The organism is Streptomyces sp. DSM 40868 (assembly GCF_011820545.1).
Classification (GTDB): domain Bacteria; phylum Actinomycetota; class Actinomycetes; order Streptomycetales; family Streptomycetaceae; genus Streptomyces; species Streptomyces eurythermus.
Genome location: NZ_CP050504.1, coordinates 6,231,598 through 6,255,923, shown reverse-complemented (window position 1 = coordinate 6,255,923; position 24,326 = coordinate 6,231,598). Strand labels below are relative to the sequence as shown.

Here is a 24,326-nt window from a genome sequence, read left to right as displayed (position 1 = left end):
GGTCAGCCGAAGTAGGCGTCGAACGTCTTCTGGAACTCCCAGTTCGCGTACCGGTCCCAGTTCACCGACCAGGTCATCAGGCCGCGCAGGGCCGGCCAGGTCCCGTGGGTGGTGTAGGAGCCGCAGTTCGTCTTCTTCGTGAGGCAGTCCAGGGTCTTGGTGACCTCGGCCGGGGAGACATGGCCGTTGCCCGCGTTCGTGGACGCCGGCATGCCGATGGCGACCTGGTCGGGGCGCAGCGGCGGGAAGACGTTGTTCTGGTCGCCGGCGACCGGGAAGCCGGTCAGGAGCATGTCGGTCATGGCGATGTGGAAGTCGGCGCCGCCCATGGAGTGGTACTGGTTGTCCAGGCCCATGATCGGACCCGAGTTGTAGTCCTGGACGTGCAGCAGGGTCAGGTCGTCGCGCAGGGCGTGGATCACCGGGAGGTAGGCGCCGCAGCGCGGGTCCTGGCCGCCCCACTTGCCGGAGCCGTAGAATTGGTAGCCGTTCTGCACGAAGAACGTCTCCGGGGCCATGGTGAGGACGAACTTGGCGCCGTACTTGGCCTTCAGGGTCTTCAGCGCCGAGATCAGGTTGACGATCACGGGTGTGGTCGGGTTCTTGAAGTCCGTGTCGCCCGCGTTCAGCGACAGCGAGTGGCCCTCGAAGTCGATGTCGAGGCCGTCCAGGCCGTAGGTGTCGATGATGTTCGAGACCGAGGAGACGAAGGTGTCGCGGGCCGCGGTCGTGGTCAGCTGGACCTGGCCGTTCTGGCCGCCGATGGAGATGAGCACCTTCTTGCCGGCCGCCTGCTTGGCCTTGATCGCCGCCTTGAACTCGGCGTCGCTCTCCACGTTCGGGCACTCGGTGACGGGGCAGCGGTTGAAGCGGATGTCCCCGGAGGTGACCGAGGTGGGCTCGCCGAAGGCCAGGTCGATGACGTCCCAGCTGTCGGGGACGTCAGCGAGCCGGGTGTAGCTGGCGCCGTTGGCGAAGCTGGCGTGCAGATAGCCGACGAGGGCGTGGGCGGGCAGGTCGGACGAGCCTCCGCCGCCCCCGCCACCCGTGCCGGGGCTGGTCGTGGCGGTGACGACCGCGGACTTCGCGGACTCGCCGGCCTCGTTGACCGCGGTGACCTGGAAGCCGTACGCCGTGGAGGCGGCGAGTCCGGAGACGGTCGCCGAAGTCCCGGTCACCGTCTGCACCTTGACGCCGTCACGGTAGACCGCGTAACCCGTCGCGCCGGTCACCGCCGACCAGGACAGTCCGACGGAGGAGGAGGTCACGGTGGTGGTCTTCAGGCCGGCCGGGGCGGCGGGCGGCTGGGTGGTGCCGCTGCCGCCGGGGCCGACGAGGGTGATGTCGTCGGCCTGGTAGGCGCCGGTGCCGTACCAGCCGTGGGTGTAGATCGTGACCTTGGTGGTGGCGGCCCCGGTGCGGAAGGTGGTGCTCAGTTTCTGCCAGTCGGGGGCGGACTGGGTCCAGGCGGAGACGTCGGTGGTGCCGGTGCCGCTCGCGCCGAGGTAGACGTAGGAGCCGCGGACGTATCCGGACAGGGTGTACTGGGCATTGGGCTGGACGGTCACCGTCTGGGCGCACTGGGCGTTGTCGCCGCCGGCCGGGGTGGCCTGGAGTGCCGAACTTCCGCTGTGCACGGGTGAGTTGACCGTCGTTCCGGCGGTGCAGGTCCAGCTGGTCAGGCCGGACTCGAACCCGCCGTTGACGGCGACGTCCGCGTCGGCCGCACGGGCGGCCGACGAGAGCGCGGTGATGCCGGGCACGGCCAGGGCTACGGCCGTGAGCGCGGCGAGGACGGATCTGCGACGTCTGGTGCGTTCCACGAGGGCCTCCGGGGCCGGGGGAGTTGGAGGAGCGGAGCGCACACAATTTGGTCCAGACCAATCCCGCTGTCAAGGTGTCCGGGCGTTACCGGTCCGCATCACCGCGCCGGGCCCGCTCCGCCGCCGCCTCGTGCATCGCCAGTTCCAGCAGCGCCGGGTCGGTCAGCGTGCCGGAGCCGTCCGGCGGCACCAGCCAGCGCACGCCCCGGGCCACCCGGCCCGGATACGGCACGACGATCCAGGTGCCGGCCCCCGCGGTGCGGACGCCGGTGCCGACCCAGCGGGCCGCGGTGCCCGCGGGCACGAGGAACCCGATCCGGCTGTCGCCGAAGCCGGCGAGCACCGGGCCGGGCCGGTCGAGCAGGCGGGTGAGCACGTCCAGGGTCGGGTGGCCGAGGTCACCCGGCAGGATCAGGACGTCCCAGGCCTTGCCGGCGGGCAGCAGGGCGACCCCGTGGGGGTTGCGCTCCCACTCCCGGCGGCAGGCCTCGGGGTCCGGTGCGACGGATGCCAGCCACGCGACGGCCGTCTTCGTCCCAGTCATCGAAAAAGCCTCCCTCTCGGTCATGGACGCGGATGCGTCGAGAGGTGAGAGGGAGGCGGCCCCGGGGCATTACGCGACTTCACGAAGCCCGTGGGGTGAGGTGGGTCACCTCAGCTGTCGAAGCCCAGTCCCAGCCGGTCCATCGTCCGCAGCCACAGGTTCCGCCGGCCGCCGTGCGCGTCGGCGCGGGCCAGGGACCACTTGGTGAGGGCGATGCCGGTCCAGGCGAACGGCTCCGGCGGGAACGGCAGCGGCTTCTTGCGGACCATCTCCAGCTCGGTCCGCTCGGTGCGCTCCCCGTCCAGCAGGTCCAGCATCACGTCCGCGCCGAACCGGGTGGCGCCGACCCCGAGGCCCGTGTAGCCGGCCGCGTAGGCCACCCGGCCCTGGTGGGCGGTGCCGAAGAACGCGGAGAACCGGGAGCAGGTGTCGATCGCGCCGCCCCAGGCGTGGGTGAAGCGGACGCCCTCCAGCTGCGGGAAGCAGGTGAAGAAGTGGCCGGCGAGCTTGGCGTACGTCTCGGGCCGGTCGTCGTACTCGGCGCGCACCCGGCCGCCGTAGGGGTAGATCGCGTCGTAGCCGCCCCACAGCACGCGGTTGTCGGCGGAGAGCCGGAAGTAGTGGAACTGGTTCGCCGAATCCCCCAGTCCCTGTCTGTTCTTCCAGCCGATGGACGCGAGCTGATCGGCGGTCAGCGGCTCGGTCATCAGGGCGTAGTCGTAGACCGGGACGGTGTACGACCGCACGCGCCGCACGAGGCTGGGGAAGATGTTGGTGCCGAGCGCGACCTTGCGGGCGCGGACGGCGCCGTAGGGGGTGCGTACGGCCATCCCGGCGCCGTAGGTCCTCAGGGTGAGGGCGGGCGTGCGCTCGTACACCCGCACCCCGAGCCGGAGGCAGGCCCGCTTCAGGCCCCAGGCGAGCTTGGCCGGGTGCAGCATGGCCACGCCCCGGCGGTCCCACAGGCCCGCCTGGAAGGTGGGCGAGTCGACTTCGGCGCGCACGGCGTCGGCGTCCAGGTACTCGATGCCGTCGGCGAGGCCCTTCTCCTGGAGTTCCCGGTGCCAGTCCTTCAGCTCCCAGGCCTGGTAGGTCTCGGTGGCCACGTCGATCTCGCCGGTGCGTTCGAAGTCGCAGTCGATGCCGTGCCGGGCGATCGCGGCCTCGATCTCGTCGAGGTTGCGCCGGCCCAGCTCCTCCAGCGTGTGGATCTCGCCGGGCCAGCGGGTGAGGCCGTTGGGCAGGCCGTGCGTGAGGGAGGCGGCGCAGAAGCCGCCGTTGCGGCCGGAGGCGGCCCAGCCCACCTCGCGGCCTTCCAGCAGGACGACGTCGCGCCCGGGGTCGCGCTCCTTGGCGTTCAGCGCGGTCCACAGCCCGCTGTAGCCGCCGCCGACCACCAGCAGGTCGCAGGTCTCGGCGGTGGTGAGGGCGGGCTCGGCGGCCGGCTTGCCGGGGTCTTCCAGCCAGTACGGGACCGGCTGGGCTTCGGAGAGAGAGGCGATCCAGTTGTCTTTCCCACGGCTCATGGCGCTTGGGGCCATGATTTCAACTCCCTACAGAGGATGTCCGGCAAGGCCCGTGAAAAGGCCTATGCCTTCTGCTTGTTCCGGCGGTTTCCGAGGACCATCGCGACGAGGACGAACAGGACGGCGAGGAGGAACATGGCGGTGCCGATCACATTGATCTGCACGGGCGTTCCGCGCTGCGCCGAGCCCCATACGAACATCGGGAAGGTGACCGTCGAGCCGGCGTTGAAATTGGTGATGATGAAATCGTCGAAGGAGAGCGCGAACGACAGCAGCGCGCCCGCGGCGATTCCGGGTGCCGCGATGGGCAGGGTGACCCGAAGGAAGGTCTGCACGGGACCGGCGTACAGGTCCCGGGCGGCCTCCTCCAGACGCGGGTCCATCGACATCACGCGCGCCTTGACGGCGGTGACGACGAAACTCAGGCAGAACATGATGTGGGCGATCAGAATCGTCCAGAAGCCCAGCTGTGCGCCCATGTTGAGGAACAGGGTGAGCAGCGAGGCGGCCATGACCACCTCGGGCATGGCCATCGGCAGGAAGATCAGCGAGTTGACGGCGCCGCGCGCGCGGAAGCGGTAGCGGACCAGCGCGAAGGAGATCATCGTGCCGAGGACGGTGGCGCCGACCGTCGCCCAGACGGCGATCTGGAGGCTGAGGGAGAGCGAGCCGCACATGTCGGCGACCCCGCACGGGTCCTTCCACGCGTCCGCGGAGAACCGCTGCCATTCGTAATTGAAGCGCCCCTTCGGTTTGTTGAAGGAGAACACCGTGACGATGATGTTCGGCAGCAGCAGATAGGCGAGCGTCAGCAGGCCGGCGATGACGACGAGCCGGCGCTTGAGCCAGTTCAGGAAGGGCATTTAGACCAGGTCCTCCGTCCCCGACCGGCGGATGTAGAGGGTGACCATGGCCAGGATGGCGGCCATGAGGATGAAGGAGAGCGCGGCGGCCGTCGGATAGTCCAGGACGCGCAGGAACTGCGTCTGGATGACATTGCCGATCATGCGGGTGTCGGTGGAGCCGAGGAGTTCGGCGTTGACGTAGTCGCCGGCGGCCGGGATGAAGGTCAGCAGCGTCCCGGAGACCACACCCGGCATGGACAGCGGGAAGGTGACCTTGCGGAAGGTGGTCCAGGGCCGGGCGTACAGATCGCCGGCCGCCTCGTGCAGCCGCCCGTCGATCCGCTCCAGCGAGGTGTACAGCGGCAGGATCATGAACGGCAGGAAGTTGTACGTCAGTCCGCACACCACGGCCAGCGGGGTGGCCAGCACCCGGTCGCCGGCCGTCCAGCCGAGCCAGCCGGTCACGTCCAGGACGTGCAGCGTGTTCAGGGCGTGCACGACGGGGCCGTTGTCGGCGAGGATCGTCTTCCAGGCCAGGGTGCGGATCAGGAAGCTGGTGAAGAACGGCGCGATCACCAGGATCATGATCAGGTTGCGCCAGCGGCCGGCGCGGAAGGCGATGAGGTACGCCAGCGGGTAGCCGAGCAGCAGGCACAGCACGGTCGCGGCGGCGGCGTAGCACACGGAGCGCAGGAACTGCGGCCAGTACGCGTGCAGCGCGTCCCAGTAGGTCGCGAAGTGCCAGGTGACCTTGTAGCCCTGCTCCAGGGAGCCCTGCTGCACGGAGGTGGAGGCCTGGTAGACCATCGGCAGCGCGAAGAAGACGATCAGCCACAGCATGCCGGGCAGCAGCAGCCAGTACGGGGTGAACCGGCCGCGCCGGCGCGGGGGCTTCTCCTCGGGTGCGGCGGGGCCGAGCGGCGGGGGCGCCTCGGTGAGCGTGGACATCAGGCGGCGACCTCTTCCCCGGTGCCCGCGTCGATGGCCTGGGCCGCGTCCAGGGCGAAGGTGTGGGCCGGGCTCCAGTGCAGGACCACGTCGGCGCCGGGCACCAGCCGGCCGTCGCGCTCGACGTTCTGCACGTACACCGACAGGCCGGCGCAGACCGGGCTGTCGATGACGTACTGCGTGGAGACGCCGATGAAGCTGGCGTCGGCGATCTTCCCGGTGAGGCGGTTGCGGCCGGCCGGGATCTCCCCCGCGTCGTCGGCGTGCGTGAGCGCGATCTTCTCCGGGCGGATGCCCACCAGCACCTTGCCGCCGGCCGTCGTCGGGGCGGCGCACCGGGCGCCGGGCAGCACCAGCTTGCCGTCGCCCGCCTTCAGCACGATGTCGTCGCCGCTGCGGGTGCCGACCTCGGCCTCGATCAGGTTGGAGGTGCCGAGGAAGTTCGCGACGAACGTGGTCCGCGGGTTCTCGTACAGGTCGGCCGGCGCGCCGAGCTGCTCGACCCGGCCGCCGTTCATCACGGCGACCGTGTCGGCCATGGTCATGGCCTCCTCCTGGTCGTGCGTGACATGGACGAAGGTGATGCCGACCTCGGTCTGGATGCGCTTGAGCTCCAGCTGCATCTGGCGGCGCAGCTTCAGGTCGAGGGCGCCGAGCGGCTCGTCCAGCAGCAGCACCCTGGGGTGGTTGATCAGGGCGCGGGCCACGGCGACCCGCTGCTGCTGGCCGCCGGAGAGCTGGTGCGGCTTCTTGCGCGCCTGCTCGCCGAGCTGGACCAGCTCCAGCATTTCCTCGACCTGCTTCTTCACGCTCTTGATGCCCCGCCGGCGCAGGCCGAAGGCGACGTTCTCGAAGATGTCGAGGTGCGGGAAGAGGGCGTAGGACTGGAAGACCGTGTTGACCGGGCGCTTGTACGGCGGCAGGTGGGTGACGTCCTGGTCACCGAGCCGGACCGTGCCCGTGGTGGGCTCCTCCAGGCCGGCGATCATGCGCAGGGTGGTGGTCTTGCCGCAGCCGGAGGCGCCGAGCAGGGCGAAGAAGGAGCCCTCGGGCACGGTCAGGTCCAGCGGGTGTACGGCGGTGAAGGAGCCGTAGGTCTTGGAGATTCCGGAGAGGCGGACGTCGCCGCTGTTGTCTGGTGTCGTCTTCATCGTCGTCACGCCCCTGTGAGCTTCGCGAACTTTCCTTCGTAGGCCGTCTCTTCCTTCTGGCTCAGGGAGCGGAAGGCATGGGACTTCGCCTGCATGGCCTTGTCGGGGACGATCAGCGGATTGTCCGCCGCGTCCTGGTCGATCTTCGCAAGGTAGGGCTTCACCCCGTCGACCGGTGTCACGTAGTTGATGTACGCGGCGAGCGCGGCGGCCTGCGCGGGCTCGTAGTAGAAGTCGATCAGCCGTTCGGCGTTCGTCTTGTGGCGGGCCTTGTTGGGGACGCACAGGTTGTCGGTCGACGTCACATAGCCGCTGTCGGGGATGACGAAGTCGATGTGCGGGTTGTCCGATTTGAGCTGGACGACGTCTCCGGCCCAGGCGATACAGGCGGCGAAGTCGCCCTTGGACAGGTCGGAGGTGTAGTCGTTGCCGGTGAAGCGGCGGATCTGGCCCTTGTCGACGGCCTTCTGGAGGCGGGCGATCGCCGCGTCGTAGTCGTCGTCGGTGAACCGCGCCGGGTCCTTGCCCATGTCGAGCAGGGTCATGCCCACGCTGTCGCGCATCTCCGACAGGAAGCCGACGCGTCCCTTGAGCTTCGGGTTGTCCAGCAGGTCGGAGACCGAGCGCACCTCGATGCCGTCCAGCGCCTTCCTGTTGAAGGCGATGACGGTGGAGATGCCCTGCCAGGGGTACGAGTACGCCCGCCCGGGGTCCCAGTCCGGGTCGCGGAACTGGGCCGAGAGGTTGGTGTAGGCGTGCGGCAGGTGGGACGGGTCCAGCTTCTGCACCCAGCCGAGGCGGATCATCCGGGCGGCCAGCCAGTCGGTGAGGACGATGAGGTCCCGGCCGGTGTCCTGGCCCGCGGCGAGCTGGGGCTTGATCTTGCCGAAGAACTCGTTGTTGTCGTTGATGTCCTCGGTGTAGTGGACCGTGATCCCGGTCCGCTCTCGGAAGGTCTCCAGGGTGGGGTGGTGCTTGCCGCTGTCGTCGACGTCGAGGTACTCGGTCCAGTTGGAGAAGTTGACCACCTTCTCCGTGGCCGAGTGGTCCTGGGCGGAGGTGCCGCCCGGGTTCCTGCCCGCCGCGGGGATCCCGCAGGCGGCGAGCGTCCCGAGGCCGCCGGCCGCGAGCGCGCCGCCGGTGGCGGCCCGCAGCAGCGACCGGCGGGTCAGGGCGGCCCTGCCGCCGCGGAGGCCGCGCCGCAGGGCGGCCGCCTGGGGCGGGGTCAGGCGTTCGGGCTCGTACTGCTCCATGCGCGTGGTGCCCTTTCGGGAGGGATCGGCCTGGTCGGTGGCCTGGTCGGTCTCTAGCGGTCCCCGAAGACGGTGCGGTGCCAGTCCTTGGCGGCCACCGCGGTGTTGTCGAACATGACGTGCTTGATCTGCGTGTACTCCTCGAAGGAGTACGCCGACATGTCCTTGCCGAAGCCCGATGCCTTGTAGCCGCCGTGCGGCATCTCGCTGATGATCGGAATGTGGTCGTTGACCCAGACGCAGCCCGCCTTGATCTCGCGGGTGGCCCGGTTCGCACGGTAGACGTCGCCCGTCCACGCGGAGGCGGCCAGGCCGTACGGCGTGTCGTTGGCCAGCCGCAGGCCCTCGTCGTCGCTGTCGAAGGGCAGGACGACGAGGACGGGGCCGAAGATCTCCGACTGGACGATCTCGCTGTCCTGGGCCGCGCCGGTGATCAGGGTGGGCCGGTAGTAGGCGCCGTCCTTCAGCTCGCCCTGGGGTGCCTCGCCGCCGGTGACCACGCGTGCGTAGCCGCGCGCCCGGTCCACGAAGGCGGCCACCCGGTCGCGCTGGGCGTGCGAGATCAGCGGCCCGAGGTCGGTGCCGGGCGCGAACGGGTCGCCGAGCCGGACGGTCTCCATCAGCGCCGCCGTCCGCTCCACGAACGCCTCGTACAGCGGACGCTGCACGTACGCACGCGTGGCGGCCGTGCAGTCCTGGCCGCTGTTGATGAGCGCGCCCGCGACCGCGCCGTGCACGGCGGCCTCCAGATCGGCGTCGTCGAACACGACGAACGGCGCCTTGCCGCCCAGCTCCAGGTGCAGCCGCTTGACGGTGGCGGTGGCGATCTCGGCGACGCGCCGGCCGACGGCGGTGGACCCGGTGAAGGAGGTCATGGCGACGTCCGGGTGTCCGACCAGGTGCTCGCCGGCCTCCTTCCCGGTCCCGGTGACGATGTTGACGACCCCGGCCGGGATGCCCGCGTCCGTGGCCGCCCGCGCGAACATCAGCGAGGTCAGCGGGGTGATCTCGGCGGGCTTCAGCACGATGGTGTTGCCCGCGGCGATCGCCGGGAGGATCTTCCAGGCGGCCATCTGGAGCGGGTAGTTCCAGGGCGCGATGGACCCGACCACCCCGATGGGCTCGCGCCGGACGTACGACGTGTGGTCCCCGGAGTACTCACCGGCGGACTGCCCCTGGAGGTGCCGGGCGGCGCCCGCGAAGAAGGCGGTGTTGTCGACGGTGCCCGGCACGTCGAACTCGCGCGTGAGCTTGAGCGGCTTGCCGCACTGGAGGGACTCGGCGCGGGCCAGGTCCTCGGCGCGCTCGGCGAGCACACCGGCGAACCGGTGCAGGGCCTCCGCGCGTTCGCCCGGGGTGGCGGCGGCCCAGCCCGGGAACGCCTCCCGCGCGGCGGCGACGGCCGCGTCCACGTCGTCGGGACCGGCCAGTTCGTAGCGGTACACCTCCCGGCCGGTGGCGGGGTCGACCACGGCGTGGTGGCGGCCCGAGGTGCCCTTGGCCGGCCGGCCGGCGATGAACTGCGCGCCGTCCGCGAACCGGTCCTGGGCGGGGAATCGTTCCGGGGTGGCGGTGCCCGGGTTGTGCATGTCGCTCTCCTCCGCCGTACGCCCCGTCCCGGGGGTGGGTGGCGTAGCTCCAGCTCGATTTGAGTGCCGATCCTGACAGAGCCATAGGGCACCAACAAGTGATTCCGTTGTTGCCTTTTGGTTACGCGACGGAATCTGTCGACCAGATGTCGAGTCGGGGGGCAAAAGGGCGGACGGATTGTCAGTGGTGCCTGCCAGACTCGCGTGCATGGGAAAGATCGACGGGGTGGAATCCCTGATCAGGGAGGTCCGGGCGGGGACCCGGGTGAAGTACCTGCATTTCTGGGGTCACCGGCCGCGGCCGGACGGGCGGATCGGCGCGAGCTGTCTGAGCCAGTGGTGGCCGTCACCGTTCGTGGTGGACGGGGTGGAGTACGCGACGGCGGAGCACTGGATGATGGCCGGCAAGGCCCGCCTGTTCGGGGACGCGGAGGCGGAGCGCCGGGTGCTGGCCGCGGCGCATCCCGCCGCCGCGAAGAAGGCCGGGCGGCTGGTCCGGGGCTTCGACGAGGAGACCTGGCAGCGGGAGCGGTTCCGGATCGTGACCGAGGGCAGCGTGCACAAGTTCGCCGCCGACGACGACCTCCGGCAGTTCCTTCTGAACACCGGGGACCGGGTACTGGTGGAGGCGAGCCCCGTGGACCGCGTCTGGGGCATAGGCCTCGCGGCCGACGACGAGGCGGCGTCGGACCCGCGGCGGTGGCGGGGACTGAACCTGCTGGGCTTCGCCCTGATGGAGGCGCGGGAGCGGTTGGCGGGGGCGGGGGCCTGAGGGGGCGGGCGCGCCGGCTGGGGTGGGCCGCCGCCGGCTGACGGGCGCCGACGGCCGGCAGGGGCCGGCGCCCGCGGGTGGCGGCGCGTGGGTCAGCCGAACGCCGCGATGATGACGGCGAACACGATCAGTACGAGGACGACGCCCGTCGCGCCGCAGATCAGGCCGGCCAGGGCCACCCCGGGGTTCGTGGCCTCGCCCCGCTTCGCCTTCCCCCGGCCGAGCGCGCCGAAGATGATCGCCAGGATGCCCAGCACCAGGGCGAGCGGCCAGGCCAGGAAGCCGATGTCCGAGAGGATGCCGAGCACGAGGGAGGCCGTACCCATGCCGTTGCTCGGGGCCGCCTGCATGCCGGGCCAGCCGTAGCCGTTGCCGACGGGATTGGGGGCGGCGCCGTACGGGGCGTGCGCCGGGCCCGGGTAGCCGTAGGCCGGCAGGGTGCCCGGGTAGCCGTACGGCACCTGCCCGGGACCGTCGGGGGCGATGGGCGGCGGAGGCACGGGTTCCGGTCCCGCGGGCGGGGCGAAGGGGTGGGCCTGGGCCGCCGGGCCGGAGGTGGGGGGCGCGTAGGGGTTCGGGGCCGGGGCGGGGCCGGAGTGGGGGAAGGGGTAGGCGGCGTGGGCCGCCGGTCCGGCGGCGGGCGGCGCGAAGGGGTTCGGGACCGGCGCGGGTGCGGACAAGGACTCCGGCTGAGGGGTGGGCGCGGGCGGCGCGAAGGGGTTCGGGACCGGGGCGGGCGCGGAGAAGGACTCCGGCTGAGGGGTGGGCGCGGGCGGCGCGAACGGGTTGGGCTGCGGGGCGGGGGCCGGGGCGGTGGGCAGGGGTGACGCGGGGGCCGGGGCCCCGGTTCCGCCGGCGGGGCCGGCCCAGGACGCGGGCGGGGCGTCGGCGAGCGTCCTGTCGGCGGGGGCGGTCGGCTCCGGGGCCGTCGGCAGCGAGGCCAGGGTCTGCCGGTCGTGAACCGAGGCGGGGGCGGGGGCCGGGGGCGCGTCCTGGACGGAGGCCGGGTCGGCTCCGGGAGCCACGGATGCCGACGTGGCGTCAGCTACGGGTGCCGCAGACGCCGACGCCGCGTCAGCTCCGGACGCCGCAGACGCCGATGCCGCCTCAGCTCCGGAGGTCTGGGACACCGGTACCTGGTCCGCTCCGGATTCCGCAGGCGCCGGCGCCCGGTCCGCTCCGGACGCTGCGAGCGCCGCTGCCTGGTCCGCCCGGGGGTCCACCGCGCCCGGTATCCGGTCCACCCCGGGCTCCGCCACTCCCGGTATCCGGTCCGCCCCGGGATCCACCGGCCCCGGTATCCGGTCCGCAGAGGGTGCCGTCGGTGCCGGCCCCTTGTCCAGGGAGACGAAGGGTGTCGCGTCGTCCTGGGAAGCCCGGGCTGCCGAGGCCCCCTGCCCGGACGTCGGAGCCGGTTCCGCCGGCCCGCGGTCGGGTGCGGTGCGCTCCCCCGGCGTGGACTGCGGCGCCTCGTCGGACATGGTGAAGGGACCCCTCTCCTGGACGGTCCCGTCATGCTACGGGCCGCACGGGACACCGCGGCCCCGGGGCCTACGATGAACCCGCGCCACCGATCAGCCGATCACCGCGCCCGGGCCGCCCGCCGCGGTCCACGGGCGCCGTTCCCGGGGAGGACCCCTTGACCGACACCGCCGTACCCGCCACCGGCACCGCCGACCGCGACCTTCGCTCCTTCATCGCGGGACTGCCCAAGGCCGAACTGCACGTCCACCACGTCGGCTCCGCCTCCCCCCGCATCGTCTCGGAGCTGGCCGCCCGCCACCCCGGCTCCAAGGTCCCCGCCGACCCCGAGGCCCTCGCCGAGTACTTCACCTTCACGGACTTCGCGCACTTCATCGAGGTCTATCTGTCGGTCGTGGACCTCATCCGCACCCCGGAGGACGTCCGGCTGCTCACCTACGAGGTGGCCCGCGACCTGGCCCGGCAGCAGGTGCGGTACGCGGAGCTGACCATCACCCCCTTCTCGTCCACCCGGCGGGGCATCGACGAGCGGGCCTTCATGGACGCGATCGAGGACGCCCGCAAGGCCGCCGAGGCGGAGTTCGGCACCGTGCTGCGCTGGTGCTTCGACATTCCCGGCGAGGCCGGTCTGGAGGCGGCCGAGGTGACGACGCGGCTGGCCACCGAGGACCGGATCCGCCCGGAGGGCCTGGTGTCGTTCGGGCTCGGCGGGCCGGAGATCGGCGTGCCCCGGCCGCAGTTCAAGCCGTACTTCGACCGGGCCGTCGCCGCCGGTCTGCGCTCCGTCCCGCACGCCGGGGAGACGACCGGCCCGGAGACGGTGTGGGACGCGCTGCGCGACCTGCGCGCCGAGCGCATCGGGCACGGCACCAGTTCCGCGCGGGACCCGGAGCTGCTGGCGTACCTCGCGGAGCACCGTATCCCGCTGGAGGTCTGCCCGACCTCCAACATCGCCACCCGCGCGGTCCGCTCCCTGGAGGAGCACCCGATCAAGGAGTTCACGCGGGCCGGGGTGCTGGTGACGATCAACTCCGACGACCCGCCGATGTTCGGCACCGACCTGAACAACGAGTACGCGGTGGCCGCCCGGCTCCTGGAACTGGACGAGCGGGGCCTCGCCGCGCTCGCGAAGGACGCCGTCGAGGTCTCCTTCCTGGACGCGGCGGGCAAGGCCAGGATCACCCGGGAGATCGACGACTACACCAGCGCCTGGCTCGCCGGCTGAGCCACCGCGCCGAACCCCCGCCCCTCACCCACCGCCCCCGCCCCCGGATCCCGGGCACCGCACGGCCACAATGGGGCGCATGCAGACCGTGACCGCCGTGGCCCACCGCGGCGACCCCTACCGTTTCCGTGAGAACACCCTCGCCTCGCTGCGTTCCGCGCTCGGGCAGGGCGCGGACGCCGTCGAGATCGACGTACGGCTCACCCGGGACGGCGTGCCCGTGCTGCTGCACGACGGGACGCTGCGCCGGCTGTGGGAGGTGGACCGGCCGCTGGCCGCGCTGTCCGCCGAGGAGCTGCGCGGGCTGACGGGGGGCGGGGTGCCGACGCTGGCCGAGGCGCTGGCCGCGACCGGTGACAGCCGGGTGATGGTGGACCTGTGCGGTCCGGTCGGCCGCCGTACGGTCGAGCGGACACTGGACGTGATCCGGCAGAGCGGCGCGCGGGACCGCGTCTACTACAGCGCGGGCGCCGAGGCGATGCTCGCCGTCAGGGCCGCCGACCCGGCCGCCGAGATCGCCATGACCTGGACGACCCTGGCCCCGCCCCGCCCGGCGCTGCTCGCCGCCGTGCGCCCGCGCTGGCTCAACTACCGTTTCTCCCTGGTCGGCCGGGAGCTGGCCGCCCGGGTGCACCGCGACGGCTGTCTGCTGTCCGTGTGGACCCCGGACACCCGCCGCTCCATGAGCAGGCTGCTGGAACTGGGCGTGGACTCGATCACGACGAACCGGATCGACGTCCTGCACGCGCTGCGCTCCCGCTGACCCCGGCGAACTCCAGCGGCGGCGCGATCGCCTGCGCGTCCGCGCCCTCGCCCACCCACAGCCGGATCAGCAGCGCGGCCGTCGCCTCCACCAGCCCGGCCCGGTCCAGCCCGCCGGCGTGCAGGGGCGTGCAGCCCAGGTCGCGGACGAGCCGCCGGACGACGGCGAGCGCGTCCGCGTCGTCCCCGCACAGGGGGACGGCGAGCGGGCGGCCGGCGAAGACCGGCGGGGTCAGCCGCCAGACGCTCTCGTGGCACAGGTTGAACGCCTTGACCACCCGGGCGGCGGGCGCGGCGGCGGCGATCCGCTCGGCCGCGGCCGGGCCGCCGGCCGTGAGCAGCCCGAAGTCCGGGCCGACGGGGTTGGTGCAGTCGATCAGCACCCGTCCGGCCAGGGTGCCGGCGAGTCCGGCGACGACGTCCACGACCGCCGCGTACGGCACGGCGAGCAGCACCGCGTCCGTGCCGTGCTCCGCCGCCGCACGCAGGCCGCCCCGTGTCCGGCCGCCCGCGACCACGTCGTGTCCGGCGCGTTCCCACTGTTCGCCCAGCGCCCGTGCCATGGCTCCGGTACCGAGTATTCCGATGCGCACGACTGCCTCCCGTTGCCTGTCCGTTCGGATTCGGGCACGACATTAGGAAGCCGCTCGGGCACCATTCGGTACGTGAGCCATGACCAGCCCTTCCTCGCCGACTGCCGGGCCCGCCTGTCCTTGCCCGTGCCGGCCGGGCGCGCTGCGCGGGCGTATCGGCGGGATCAGTCCGAAGGTGCTGACCGAGACGCTGCGGCGGCTGGAGTTCAACGGGCTGGTGACCCGCCGGGCGTACGGCGGCGCGCCGCCCCGCGTGGAGTATGAACTCACCTCTCTGGGGCGGACGTTGCTCGGACCGATCGACGCGTTCGGGGCGTGGGCCTTCGAGCACGGCGACGAGGTCATGGCGGCTCAGGAGCGTTACGCCGGTGACGGCCGGGACCCGCTCCCGTAGGGGCCATCCCTGACAACGCCCGTACGCGCCCCGGTGGTTGTTCGGGGTCGCGCAAGGGTCGCGCCCCCTCCTCGGAGAGGATCCGGGCGGCGGGCCGCCGTCCGAGGATGATCAGGAAGCCGCACCCGATCTCCTCGAGGAGCCCGTCATGCGCCGCACCCGCGGTACCAGCACGTCCAGCCGTACCCGCCGCCGTACCGCCCTCGTGGCCGCCGGACTCGTCGCCGCGCTGGCCGCCGGTTCGGCCGCCGCGCCGGCGTTCGCCGCACCGGCGTCCGCGCCCCACGCGTCCGCGTCCGCCAAGGGCACGTACGGTCCGGACGCCGAGGCCCTGGCCGCCGCGCTCGCCGGGCTGCCCGACCACGACATCACGGCCGCGCTGGTCCGGGTCGGCGGCCACGGCAACTGGCGGGGCACGGCGGGTGTGCGGGACGTCCGCACGGGGGCGCCGGCCCTGGAGAACGCGCGGTTCCGGGCCGGTTCGGTGACGAAGGTGGTCACCGCCGCGATCGTGCTGCAACTGGCCGCGGAGGGCCGGATCGACCTCGACGGCTCCGTGCAGCGGTATCTGCCGGGCCTGCTCACCGAGGACTTCAAGGAGCCCATCACCGTACGGCAGTTGCTGAACTACACCAGCGGCCTGAAGCCGGGGGCTTCCCTCGGTGACACCGTCGAGGCGGGCTACCCGCACCGCTTCGAGACGCTGACGCCCCAGCAGGTCGTCGCGGCGTCCGTCGCCCAGGGACCGGCGTACAGCCCGGGCACCCGGCAGACCTACGGCAACATCCACTACACCGTGCTCGGCCTGCTCATCGAGAAGGTGACCGGTGACTCGTACGCCCACCAGGCGCAGGTGCGGATCTTCCGGCCGCTCGGCATGCGGCACAGCTCCTTCCCCGCCGCCGGGGACACCGGGATCCACGGGCCGCACAACCGGGGCTACGACTGGATCGACGGCAAGCTGGTCGATGTGACCGAGTGGAACATGACCGACCGTTTCGCGGCCGGTGACCTCATCTCGACCACCGCCGACCTGGAGCGGTTCCTGGTCGGGCTGTTCCGCGGCCGGGTGGTGCCCGAGCCGCAGCTGCGCGAGATGTTCACCCTGCCCGACGTGCCCGACCCGCACTACGGCGCGGCGCTGGAGCGGATCGAGGTGAACGGCAAGGTGGTCTGGGGCAAGGGCGGTTCGCGGCCGGGTTACACGGCGGGGATCGCCGCGACCCGCGACCTGTCCCGCACCCTCGTCTACTCGGCGAACTCCACGGACGCCAAGGGCGACGGCCAGCAGGCCGCCGCCCAGCGCCTCGCGTTCCCCGCGTTCAACCGCTGACGGGCGCGGCGGCCGGGGGCGCGGGCGGGGTGCCGAGCGCCTCCAGCCGCTTGATCTTCTTCCGCACGACGTGGAGCGGGACGACGCCGAACACCCCGAAGGACATGTCGATCAGGCTCCACCAGAAGGGGATTCCGCGGACGGGTCCGCAGGCGAGGGCGAGCGGGATGATCCCGGCACAGGCGATCATCCCGAACTCGATCACCCAGATGTTGCGGACGGGGTCGCGGTACGGGCCGTAGAACGCGACCGCGATGACGAGGTGGGCGAAGGCCAGCCAGTCGGTGCCGTACAGGACGAAGGGGTACTCGGCGTCGACGGTGTCCAGGCCCTCGCGCACCCGGACGATCCACGCCATCAGGCCGGGCAGGTGCTCCGGCACGGACAGTGCGCGCAACGCGCTCTCGGTCCAGCGCAGTTCGTGCACCAGCGGGAAGGCGGTGGCCCCGCTGAGGACGAGGCACACGACGAAGAGGACCAACCAGGCGCGGATGCCCTTGAGCAGGGCGGCTCTGTCGCTCATGGAAGGAGCGTACGCCTGGAATTGAACGTGTTCAAAACTGGTCCCAGTGCAGCACCCGGTCCCGGGAGATGCGGGGTGCCGGCCGGAAGTCGGTACCGAGGGTGTAGGCGACCGGGATCAGCGCCGCCTGCATCACGTCGTCGTACGGAATGCCGAGCACTCGGGCCGACTCCCGCTCGTCCACCAGGTTCCCGGTGGTCCAGCAGGTGCCCAGGCCCCGGGCGCGGGCGGCGAGCATGAAGCTCCAGGCGGCCGGCAGGATGGAACCCCAGGTGCCGGCCTGGCGCAGCACCGGGGCGTGGTCGGTACGCCCTTCCACGCACGGCACGACGAGCGCCGGGACCTCGTGCAGATGCGCGTACAGGTGCGCGGTGCCGGAGTACACCCGGTCCATCCGGGCCACGGACGCCCGCCGCACGTCCCGCTCCGGGAGCGGCTCACTGGCCCCGGGCGTGGCCACCCCGGCCCGCCACACGTCGGCCAGGGCGGCCCGCCGCTCGGGGTCGGTGACGATGACGAAGTGCCAGCGCTGCCGGTTGCGTCCGCTCGGCGCCTGGACGGCCAGGTCCACGCACTCCTCCAGCAGCCGGCGCGGCACCGGACGGCTGAGATCCAGGCGGTGGCGGACGGCGCGGGTGGTGGACAGCAGCTGGTCGGAAGAGAGAGCGAGAGTCATGCGTTGACCCTCGCGGGCGGGGCCGGCCGGCGGCAACGCCCGGCTTTCACTGGGCGAAAACGCGGGCGGGGCGGACGGAGGGGCGGATGGCGGAGAGCGTCGCGGGGCGGGTCTTCTCCGTGCTGGACGCGTTCGTGGACGCGCCGGTCACGCTGCGCCTGACGGAGATCGCCCGCCGCACGGGGCTGCCCGTGCCGACCGCGCTGCGCATGGTGCGGGAACTGGTGGCCTGGGGCGGGCTGGAGCGGGCCTCGGACGGCTCCTACCGCCTCGGCACCCGGATCCGTGCCCTCGGCGCCGCCGCCCCCTGCCCGCGCGGCCTGCTGGACTCGGCCCTGCCGGCGCTGCGCGCCCTCACCGCGCACACCGGCGGGCACGCGGACGTGGTGATCCCGGCCGGCGGTACGGCCCTGTGCCTGGTCACCGGCCAACGGCTGCCCCCGCACGCCACGGCCGCGGGCAAGGTCCTGCTGGCCCACGGCCTGCTCACGGCCCCGGCCGCCGCCGAGCGGCACACCCCCCGCACCCTCACCGCCCCGGGCCGGCTCGCCGCCCATCTGGCCCGGGTCCGCGCGACCGGCCTGGCCGAGGCCCACGAGGAGCACCGCCTGGGCGAACTGTCCTTCGCGGCGCCGGTGTTCCGGTCCGGCACCCCCGTGGCGGCCGTCTCCCTGACCGCCCCGACGACCGCCCGCTCCCCGCGCCTCGCCCCGGCCGTGTGCCGGACGGCGGCGACGGTGAGCCGCGCGCTGGAGGCGCAGGGGTGACCGGGGCGGTCGCGCCGGGTCAGTCGAAGGCGTTGAAGAGCACTCCGCCCAGCGTGGTGAGGTGGTAGAGGCGGATCCGGCGCCACTCGTCCCGGGTCAGTGCCGAGGTGTCCACGGCGGACAGCGGTGTGGTGAGCCGCTCGCGGTCGAGCACCGTGAGTCCCGCGTCGGTGAAGGCGTGGGCCCACGGGGGTGGGGTCAGGAACTCCTCGTCGTACCAGTTCCGGCGCTCCGGGGCGAACGCGATCCACGGGTGGTGGGCGTGGCACAGGACGACGGTCTCGCCCGCGCGGTCGAGGACCGACCCGAGGTGGAAGGAGCGGGGACGGGACTGCTCCTCCACTTCGCCCACCGTGCCCCCGGCGATCCGGGCGGCCGTGTACAGGGCGGTGCGGAACGTCCGCGGGTCGGTCTCGGGCAGCGGGCCGGCGTCGTCGGGACTGAGGAAACCTGTCGCTCCACGCGGCAGCGGAAAATCCTTGGCCATGGCTTCATCCTGCCCTGCCATGGCTTCATCCTGCCCCGCGCGTCGGGCCGGCGGCTCACAGGCCCACGATGCCGTTCCAGCGGCGGGTGAACTCCGGGCGTTCCGTGGAGGTGATGTCCCGGGCGACGGCCAGGCGTTCGCGCATCACTGGGTCCGGGAATATCAGGGGGTTGTCGGCGAGGGCCGCGGTGTCCTTGTCCGGGTCGGCGGCCAGCACCTCCCGGGCGGCCGGGACCGGGCAGACGTAGTTGACCCAGGCGGCGAGCTTCGCGGCGACCTCGGGCCGGTAGTAGTAGTCGATCAGCCGCTCGGCGTTGGCCTTGTGCCGGGCCCGGTTGGGGATCATCAGGGAGTCCGACCACAGCTCGGCGCCCTCCTCGGGGACGACGAAGCGGATGTCGGGGTTGTCCGCCTGGAGCTGGATGACATCGCCGGAGTACGCCTGGCAGGCCAGTACGTCCCCGCTGACCAGGTCCTTGGTGTAGTCGTTGCCGGTGAAGCGGCGGATCTGGCCCCGGTGCACCTCCCGCTCGATCCGGTCGCACATCCGGTGGAAGTCGTCCGCGGTCCAGCGGGTGATGTCCACGCCGTCGCCCTGCATGAGCAGCGCGAACGCCTCGTCCAGGCCGGACAGCAGGGTCACCCGGCCCTTGAGGTCCGGCGCCCAGAGGTCCTTCACGTGCCGGATGTCCCGGCCGAGCTTGCGGCGGTTGTAGGCGATGCCGGTGATCCCGGACTGCCACGGCACGGTGAACCGGCGGCCCTTGTCGAAGGCGGGCGAGCGCAGCAGCGGGTCCAGGTTGCGCGCCACATCGGGCTGGCGGGCGCGGTCCATCTCCTGCACCCAGCCCAGCCGGACGTACCGGGCGCACATCCAGTCGCTGATGACGATCAGGTCCCGGCCGGTGGACCGGTGGTTCATCAGCGAAGGGCTGATCTTGCCGAAGAACTCGTCGTTGTCGTTGATCTCCTCCACATAGTCCACGGAGATCCCGGTGCGCTTCCCGAACCCCTCCAGGGTGGGCCGCCGGTTGGGGTTGTCGTCGTCGGTGTCGATGTACAGCGGCCAGTTGGCCCAGGTCAGCCTCTTGTCGGCCGCGGACTCGTCGGGCGCGGAACGGTCCGCGGGCTTGACGTACGCGGCGGGCACCCCGCACCCGGACAGCGCACCGAGCGCGGCGGTGGCACCGAGGGCGGCGAGCAGGGAACGGCGGGACGGCGCGGAGGCGCGAGGGGAAATCTGGGGCACCCCGGAAGCATGCCGTTTCGTCGCCCGGAGCGACAATCGACGCTGCGTCGAGCGGTCCGGCGCCGGTCCGACACGTTGTCGATCACCGCGCCGGAGCCCGCCGACTCCCTCACCCGCCGGGCCCGTTCGGCCGGTCACCTGCCCGGCCGCCCCGGTTCAGGCGCCGTCCGCTGCCCACCCGGCCGGCCCGCTCCGGGCACCGTCCGCTCCCCAGCTTCCCACCAGCCCCAGCGCCTCCTCGGCCCCGGTCCCCGGCGCCGGCAGATAGCTGACCAGCACCTGGCCGGGCTCGGAGGTGTGCAGCACCTCGAAGTCCAGGGCGAGGGCGCCGACCAGGGGATGGCGCAGGGTGTGCCGGCCGGGGCCCTTGTCCCGGACGTCCTGCCGGGCCCACAGCGCGGCGAACTCCTCGCTCTTCATGGCGAGCGTGCCGATGAGGGAGGCGAGGGCGGGGTCGTCGGGGTAGCGGCCGACGCCCATCCGCAGGAAGGCCACGGTCGCCTCCGCCTTCGCCGGCAGGCTGTCGCCGAGCAGGGCGCGGTAGCGCTCGTCGAGGAAGACCAGGTGGGCGAAGGTCCGCCGCTCGGGCGGCAGATCGCCGAAGTCACCGAAGACGGCGGCGGCGAGCGGGTTCCAGGCGAGCACCTGGGTGAGGTGGCCGCAGACGTAGGCGGGGCCGGGCTGGGCGTCGACCAGCCGGCGCAGGGCGGGCCGTACCGCCTCGGCGGCCGGGGCCGCGTCCGGGCGGGCCCGGTCGGGGCGGGCCAGGCCGCGCAGGTACGCCCGCTCGTCCGCGTCCAGCCGCAGGGCACGGCCGACGGCGTCCAGGACGCCGTCCGACACATGCGGGTTGCGGCCCTGCTCCAGCCGTACGTAGTACTCGACGCTCACTCCCGCGAGCTGGGCCAGCTCCTCGCGCCGCAGTCCGGGCACGCGCCGCGGCCCGTACGTGGTCAGGCCGACGTCGGCCGGGGTGAGCCGGGCCCGCCGGGACCTGAGGAACTGGCTCAGTTCGGTGCGTCGTTCGCCGATTGCCGTCATGTCCCCGAGTATCCCGGGTCCGGGGCGCGCGAGGGTGGTCAACTCTTTCCCCCCTCAAAGCCGTGCCTGCCGGGCCGTCGGCGGGGCGCGCAGGGTGGTGGATGTCAGCGAACAGCCAACGCGAGCAAGGACGTACGACGATGACTCTCCCCCTCCGCCCCCTCGGTTCCTCCGGTCTCGACATCTCCGTGATCGGGCTCGGCGCCTGGTCGTTCGGCGGTGACGGCTGGCGGTTCTCGTGGGGCACGCAGGACGACGCGCACTCCGTCGCGACCGTGCACCGGGCGGTCGAGCTGGGCGTCAACTGGATCGACACGGCGGCCGTGTACGGGCTCGGGCACTCGGAGGAGGTGGTCGGCAAGGCGCTGGCCGCCCTGCCGGAGGCCGACCGGCCGTATGTGTTCACCAAGGCGGGCCTGGTGTGGGACCCGGCGAACCCGGCGGCGGCGCCCCGGCGGATCATGCGGCCGGACAGCGTACGGCGTGAGGTCGAGGACTCGTTGCGCCGGCTCGGTGTGGAGGTGATCGACCTGTACCAGGTGCACTGGCCGGACACCGGCGCGGCCCTGAACTGGGACGGCACCGAGCCGCCCGGGGACGCGCGGGCCACCGCGCTGGAGGAGTACTGGCAGGTGATGGCCGATCTGAAGGCCGAGGGCAAGGTACGCGCGATCGGACTGTCCAACCACGGCCCCGAGCTGCTGGAGCGGGCGCGGCGGATCGCCCCGGTCGACGCGGTCCAGCCGCCGCTGTCGCTCCTGAACCGCTCGGCCGAGCCGGAGATCGACTGGGCCGCCGGCCACGGCACCGGTGTGATCGCCTACCAGCCGCTCCACTCGGGCCTGCTCACCGGGGCCTTCACCCGGGAGCGGCTGGAGAACCTGGACCCGTCCGACTGGCGCCGCACGCACCCGGACTTCACCACGGACCTGGACGCCAACCTCCGTACGGTGGACCGGCTGCGCACGGTCGCGCGGGAGCACGGTACGACGGCGGGGGCGGTCGCGATCGCCTGGGTGCTGGCCCGCCGGGGCGTGACGGGCGCGATCGCGGGCGCCCGCAGGCCGGACCAGACGGCGGACTGGGAGCGGGCCGCGCACCTGGAACTGACCGGCGACGAGCTGGAGTTCGTCGCCGGGGAATGAGAAGACGGCGCGGCCCCGGACGGGAAGGGGAATCCGTCCGGGGCCGCTCCGCCGTGCGCGCCGCTTACGCGTCCAGGGACGTCATCACGTGCTTGATGCGCGTGTAGTCCTCGAAGCCGTACGCGGACAGGTCCTTGCCGTAGCCGGACTTCTTGAAGCCGCCGTGGGGCATCTCGGCGACCAGCGGGATGTGGGTGTTGATCCACACGCAGCCGAAGTCGAGCCGCTTGGACATGCGCATCGCGCGGGCGTGGTCCTTGGTCCACACAGAGGAGGCGAGGGCGTACTGGACGCCGTTGGCGTACTCGACGGCCTGGTCCTCGTCGGTGAAGGACTGGACGGTGATGACCGGGCCGAAGACCTCGTTCTGGACGATCTCGTCGTCCTGCTTGAGGCCGGAGACGACGGTCGGGGCGTAGAAGTAGCCCTTGTCGCCGACCCGCTGGCCGCCCGCCTCGACCTTGGCGTGGGCCGGGAGGCGGTCGATGAAGCCGGAGACCTGCCGGAGCTGGTTGGGGTTGTTCAGCGGGCCGTACAGCACGTCCTCGTCGTCCGGCTGCCCGGTCCTGGTCTCGGCCGCGGCCTTGGCGAGCGCGGCCACGAACTCGTCGTGGATGGACTCGTGGACGAGGACGCGGGTCGCGGCCGTACAGTCCTGGCCGGCGTTGAAGAAGCCCGCCATGGAGATGTCCTCGACGGCCTTGGCGATGTCGGTGTCCTCGAAGACCACGACCGGGGCCTTGCCGCCCAGCTCCAGGTGGACCCGCTTGAGGTCCTTGGAGGCGGACTCGGCGACGGACATGCCGGCGCGCACGGAGCCGGTGATGGAGGCCATCGCGGGGGTGTCGTGCTCGACCATCATCCGGCCGGTGTCGCGGTCGCCGCAGATGACGTTGAAGACGCCCTTGGGCAGGATCGAGCCGATGATCTCGGCCATCAGGACCGTGGAGGCGGGGGTGGTGTCCGAGGGCTTCAGCACGACCGTGTTGCCCGCCGCGATGGCCGGGGCGAACTTCCACACGGCCATCATCATCGGGTAGTTCCACGGCGCGACCTGCGCGCAGACGCCGACCGGCTCACGGCGGATGATCGAGGTCATCCCCTCCATGTACTCGCCGGCCGAGCGGCCCTCCAGCATCCGGGCCGCGCCCGCGAAGAAGCGGATCTGGTCGACCATCGGCGGGATCTCCTCGGAGCGGGTCAGCCCGATGGGCTTGCCCGTGTTCTCCACCTCGGCCGCGATCAGTTCCTCGGCGCGCTCCTCGAACGCGTCGGCGATCTTCAGGAGGGCCTTCTGCCGCTCGGCGGGGGTGGTGTCACGCCAGGCCGGGAAGGCGCGGGCGGCGGCCTCCATGGCGGCGTCGACGTCCGCCTGCCCGGACAGCGGCGCGGTCGCGTACGCCTCGCCCGTCGCGGGGTTGACCACCTCGGTGGTCCGTCCGTCGGCGGCGTCCCGGAACTCACCGTCGATGTAGTTGCGCAGACGACGCAGCTCGGTGCTCACTGCCGGCCTCCTGATCTGGTTCTGGCTGTCCAATCGCTGAGACACCCACCCTAATCGCCGTACCCACGTTTTCAACACCCCCATCGGCACTGGATCTGCGAAATCCGCAAGGTCTCGTCTCTCAAACAACGGATTTCATCGATCGGGCCTTGCAAAACTGTCGAGACCTGGTGCACAGTGAGGTCGTGGCCAGTCGAAGCGCAGACCAGAGGGACTCGTCCCGCGAGTCCAGGAACGGCAACAGTCCCCAGCTGGACGCCGTCTCCCTCGCCATCATTCAGCAGCTCCAGGAGGACGGCCGCCGGCCGTACGCCGCGATCGGCAAGGCCGTCGGCCTGTCCGAGGCGGCCGTGCGCCAGCGTGTGCAGAAGCTGCTGGACCAGGGCGTGATGCAGATCGTCGCCGTCACGGACCCGCTGACCGTGGGCTTCCGCCGGCAGGCGATGGTCGGGATCAATGTCGAGGGCGATGTCGAGTCGATCGCGGACGCGCTGACTGACATGTCGGAAGTCGAGTACGTGGTGATGACCGCGGGCTCGTTCGACATCCTCGCCGAGATCGTCTGCGAGGACGACGACCACCTGCTGGACGTCATCAACAAACGCATCCGGGCCCTGCCCGGGGTGCGCTCCACCGAGAGCTTCGTCTACCTGAAGCTCAAGAAGCAGACCTACATGTGGGGAACCCGATAACC

The 24,326-nt window shown here is 72.1% G+C and carries 23 protein-coding genes and 1 pseudogene; 8 read left to right on the top strand and 16 right to left on the bottom strand.

The window, feature by feature from the left end:
* Positions 1 to 2: 2 nt before the first annotated feature.
* The 8 genes from HB370_RS28605 to HB370_RS28570 form a co-directional block, all read right to left on the bottom strand.
* Positions 3 to 1,823 carry a glycoside hydrolase family 18 protein gene (locus HB370_RS28605; RefSeq protein ID WP_030784956.1) on the bottom strand — a complete coding sequence of 607 codons (1,821 nt, stop codon included), beginning with the start codon at positions 1,821 to 1,823 and terminating at the stop codon, positions 3 to 5.
* An 85-nt stretch (positions 1,824 to 1,908) separates the two neighbouring features.
* Positions 1,909 to 2,367 (bottom strand): hypothetical protein, encoded by a 459-nt coding sequence (locus tag HB370_RS28600; RefSeq protein ID WP_030784959.1) that lies wholly within the window; start codon positions 2,365 to 2,367, stop codon positions 1,909 to 1,911.
* Positions 2,368 to 2,477: 110 nt separating this feature from the next.
* Positions 2,478 to 3,908, bottom strand: coding sequence for an FAD-dependent oxidoreductase (locus HB370_RS28595; protein ID WP_030784963.1), 1,431 nt, complete (start codon positions 3,906 to 3,908; stop codon positions 2,478 to 2,480).
* Positions 3,909 to 3,955: 47 nt separating this feature from the next.
* A complete protein-coding gene (locus HB370_RS28590; RefSeq protein ID WP_030784966.1) occupies positions 3,956 to 4,756 on the bottom strand; it encodes an ABC transporter permease in 801 nt (266 codons plus the stop codon).
* Entirely contained in the window at positions 4,757 to 5,686 is a 930-nt protein-coding gene (locus HB370_RS28585) for an ABC transporter permease (protein ID WP_030784970.1), read from the bottom strand. It lies immediately after the preceding gene.
* A complete protein-coding gene (locus HB370_RS28580) occupies positions 5,686 to 6,846 on the bottom strand; it encodes an ABC transporter ATP-binding protein (protein ID WP_030784973.1) in 1,161 nt (386 codons plus the stop codon). The genes HB370_RS28585 and HB370_RS28580 overlap by 1 nt, the downstream gene beginning before the upstream one ends.
* Positions 6,843 to 8,090, bottom strand: coding sequence for a spermidine/putrescine ABC transporter substrate-binding protein (locus HB370_RS28575; protein ID WP_030784979.1), 1,248 nt, complete (start codon positions 8,088 to 8,090; stop codon positions 6,843 to 6,845). The genes HB370_RS28580 and HB370_RS28575 overlap by 4 nt, the downstream gene beginning before the upstream one ends.
* Before the next feature lie 53 nt (positions 8,091 to 8,143).
* A complete protein-coding gene (locus HB370_RS28570) occupies positions 8,144 to 9,679 on the bottom strand; it encodes a gamma-aminobutyraldehyde dehydrogenase (RefSeq protein ID WP_030784982.1) in 1,536 nt (511 codons plus the stop codon).
* Between the two features lie 208 nt (positions 9,680 to 9,887).
* On the opposite strand from HB370_RS28570, the gene HB370_RS28565 reads away from it, so the two are divergent.
* Positions 9,888 to 10,451: an NADAR family protein gene (locus tag HB370_RS28565; RefSeq protein ID WP_037701992.1), complete on the top strand. Its 564-nt coding sequence runs from the start codon at positions 9,888 to 9,890 to the stop codon at positions 10,449 to 10,451.
* 92 nt (positions 10,452 to 10,543) lie between these two features.
* On the opposite strand, the gene HB370_RS42500 is transcribed toward HB370_RS28565, so the two are convergent.
* Entirely contained in the window at positions 10,544 to 11,476 is a 933-nt protein-coding gene (locus tag HB370_RS42500) for a DUF4190 domain-containing protein (protein ID WP_280117758.1), read from the bottom strand.
* 548 nt (positions 11,477 to 12,024) lie between these two features.
* On the opposite strand from HB370_RS42500, the gene HB370_RS28555 reads away from it, so the two are divergent.
* Complete coding sequence (locus HB370_RS28555; RefSeq protein ID WP_106980689.1) at positions 12,025 to 13,158, top strand: adenosine deaminase; 1,134 nt, start codon at positions 12,025 to 12,027, stop codon at positions 13,156 to 13,158.
* 79 nt (positions 13,159 to 13,237) lie between these two features.
* Positions 13,238 to 13,921 (top strand): glycerophosphodiester phosphodiesterase, encoded by a 684-nt coding sequence (locus HB370_RS28550; RefSeq protein ID WP_051815785.1) that lies wholly within the window; start codon positions 13,238 to 13,240, stop codon positions 13,919 to 13,921.
* Here the strand turns inward: HB370_RS28550 and HB370_RS28545 are convergent.
* Entirely contained in the window at positions 13,875 to 14,513 is a 639-nt protein-coding gene (locus HB370_RS28545; protein WP_106980690.1) for an NAD(P)-binding domain-containing protein, read from the bottom strand. The two genes, HB370_RS28550 and HB370_RS28545, sit on opposite strands and share 47 nt — an antisense overlap.
* Positions 14,514 to 14,585: 72 nt before the next feature.
* On the opposite strand from HB370_RS28545, the pseudogene HB370_RS28540 reads away from it, so the two are divergent.
* Positions 14,586 to 14,907: pseudogene (locus HB370_RS28540) on the top strand (helix-turn-helix domain-containing protein).
* Between the two features lie 148 nt (positions 14,908 to 15,055).
* Positions 15,056 to 16,240 carry a serine hydrolase domain-containing protein gene (locus HB370_RS28535; RefSeq protein ID WP_030785005.1) on the top strand — a complete coding sequence of 395 codons (1,185 nt, stop codon included), beginning with the start codon at positions 15,056 to 15,058 and terminating at the stop codon, positions 16,238 to 16,240.
* On the opposite strand, the gene HB370_RS28530 is transcribed toward HB370_RS28535, so the two are convergent.
* Positions 16,230 to 16,763 (bottom strand): hypothetical protein, encoded by a 534-nt coding sequence (locus tag HB370_RS28530; RefSeq protein ID WP_030785009.1) that lies wholly within the window; start codon positions 16,761 to 16,763, stop codon positions 16,230 to 16,232. The genes HB370_RS28535 and HB370_RS28530 overlap by 11 nt on opposite strands.
* 31 nt (positions 16,764 to 16,794) lie before the next feature.
* Entirely contained in the window at positions 16,795 to 17,439 is a 645-nt protein-coding gene (locus HB370_RS28525) for a nitroreductase family protein (protein WP_030785012.1), read from the bottom strand.
* Positions 17,440 to 17,525: 86 nt separating this feature from the next.
* On the opposite strand from HB370_RS28525, the gene HB370_RS28520 reads away from it, so the two are divergent.
* Entirely contained in the window at positions 17,526 to 18,206 is a 681-nt protein-coding gene (locus HB370_RS28520; protein ID WP_030785015.1) for an IclR family transcriptional regulator C-terminal domain-containing protein, read from the top strand.
* Positions 18,207 to 18,225: 19 nt separating this feature from the next.
* On the opposite strand, the gene HB370_RS28515 is transcribed toward HB370_RS28520, so the two are convergent.
* From HB370_RS28515 to HB370_RS28505, 3 genes are all read right to left on the bottom strand, one after another.
* The gene (locus HB370_RS28515) at positions 18,226 to 18,714 is read right to left on the bottom strand and encodes a hypothetical protein (RefSeq protein ID WP_030785018.1); all 489 of its coding nucleotides are present in this window, start codon (positions 18,712 to 18,714) and stop codon (positions 18,226 to 18,228) included.
* A gap of 34 nt (positions 18,715 to 18,748) precedes the next feature.
* Positions 18,749 to 19,942, bottom strand: coding sequence for a spermidine/putrescine ABC transporter substrate-binding protein (locus HB370_RS28510; protein WP_030785028.1), 1,194 nt, complete (start codon positions 19,940 to 19,942; stop codon positions 18,749 to 18,751).
* 156 nt (positions 19,943 to 20,098) lie between these two features.
* A complete protein-coding gene (locus tag HB370_RS28505; RefSeq protein ID WP_037701996.1) occupies positions 20,099 to 20,983 on the bottom strand; it encodes a helix-turn-helix transcriptional regulator in 885 nt (294 codons plus the stop codon).
* Positions 20,984 to 21,123: 140 nt separating this feature from the next.
* Between HB370_RS28505 and HB370_RS28500 the strand changes: the two genes are divergently transcribed.
* On the top strand, positions 21,124 to 22,128 hold the full coding sequence (locus HB370_RS28500; protein WP_051815790.1) for an aldo/keto reductase: 1,005 nt from the start codon (positions 21,124 to 21,126) through the stop codon (positions 22,126 to 22,128).
* A 64-nt stretch (positions 22,129 to 22,192) separates the two neighbouring features.
* Here the strand turns inward: HB370_RS28500 and HB370_RS28495 are convergent, their stop codons facing one another.
* Positions 22,193 to 23,632 (bottom strand): gamma-aminobutyraldehyde dehydrogenase, encoded by a 1,440-nt coding sequence (locus tag HB370_RS28495; protein WP_030785036.1) that lies wholly within the window; start codon positions 23,630 to 23,632, stop codon positions 22,193 to 22,195.
* A 170-nt stretch (positions 23,633 to 23,802) separates the two neighbouring features.
* Here HB370_RS28495 and HB370_RS28490 point away from each other — a divergent pair, with 170 nt between their 5' ends.
* A complete protein-coding gene (locus HB370_RS28490; protein WP_030785039.1) occupies positions 23,803 to 24,324 on the top strand; it encodes an Lrp/AsnC family transcriptional regulator in 522 nt (173 codons plus the stop codon).
* The last annotated feature ends 2 nt before the right edge of the window (positions 24,325 to 24,326 follow it).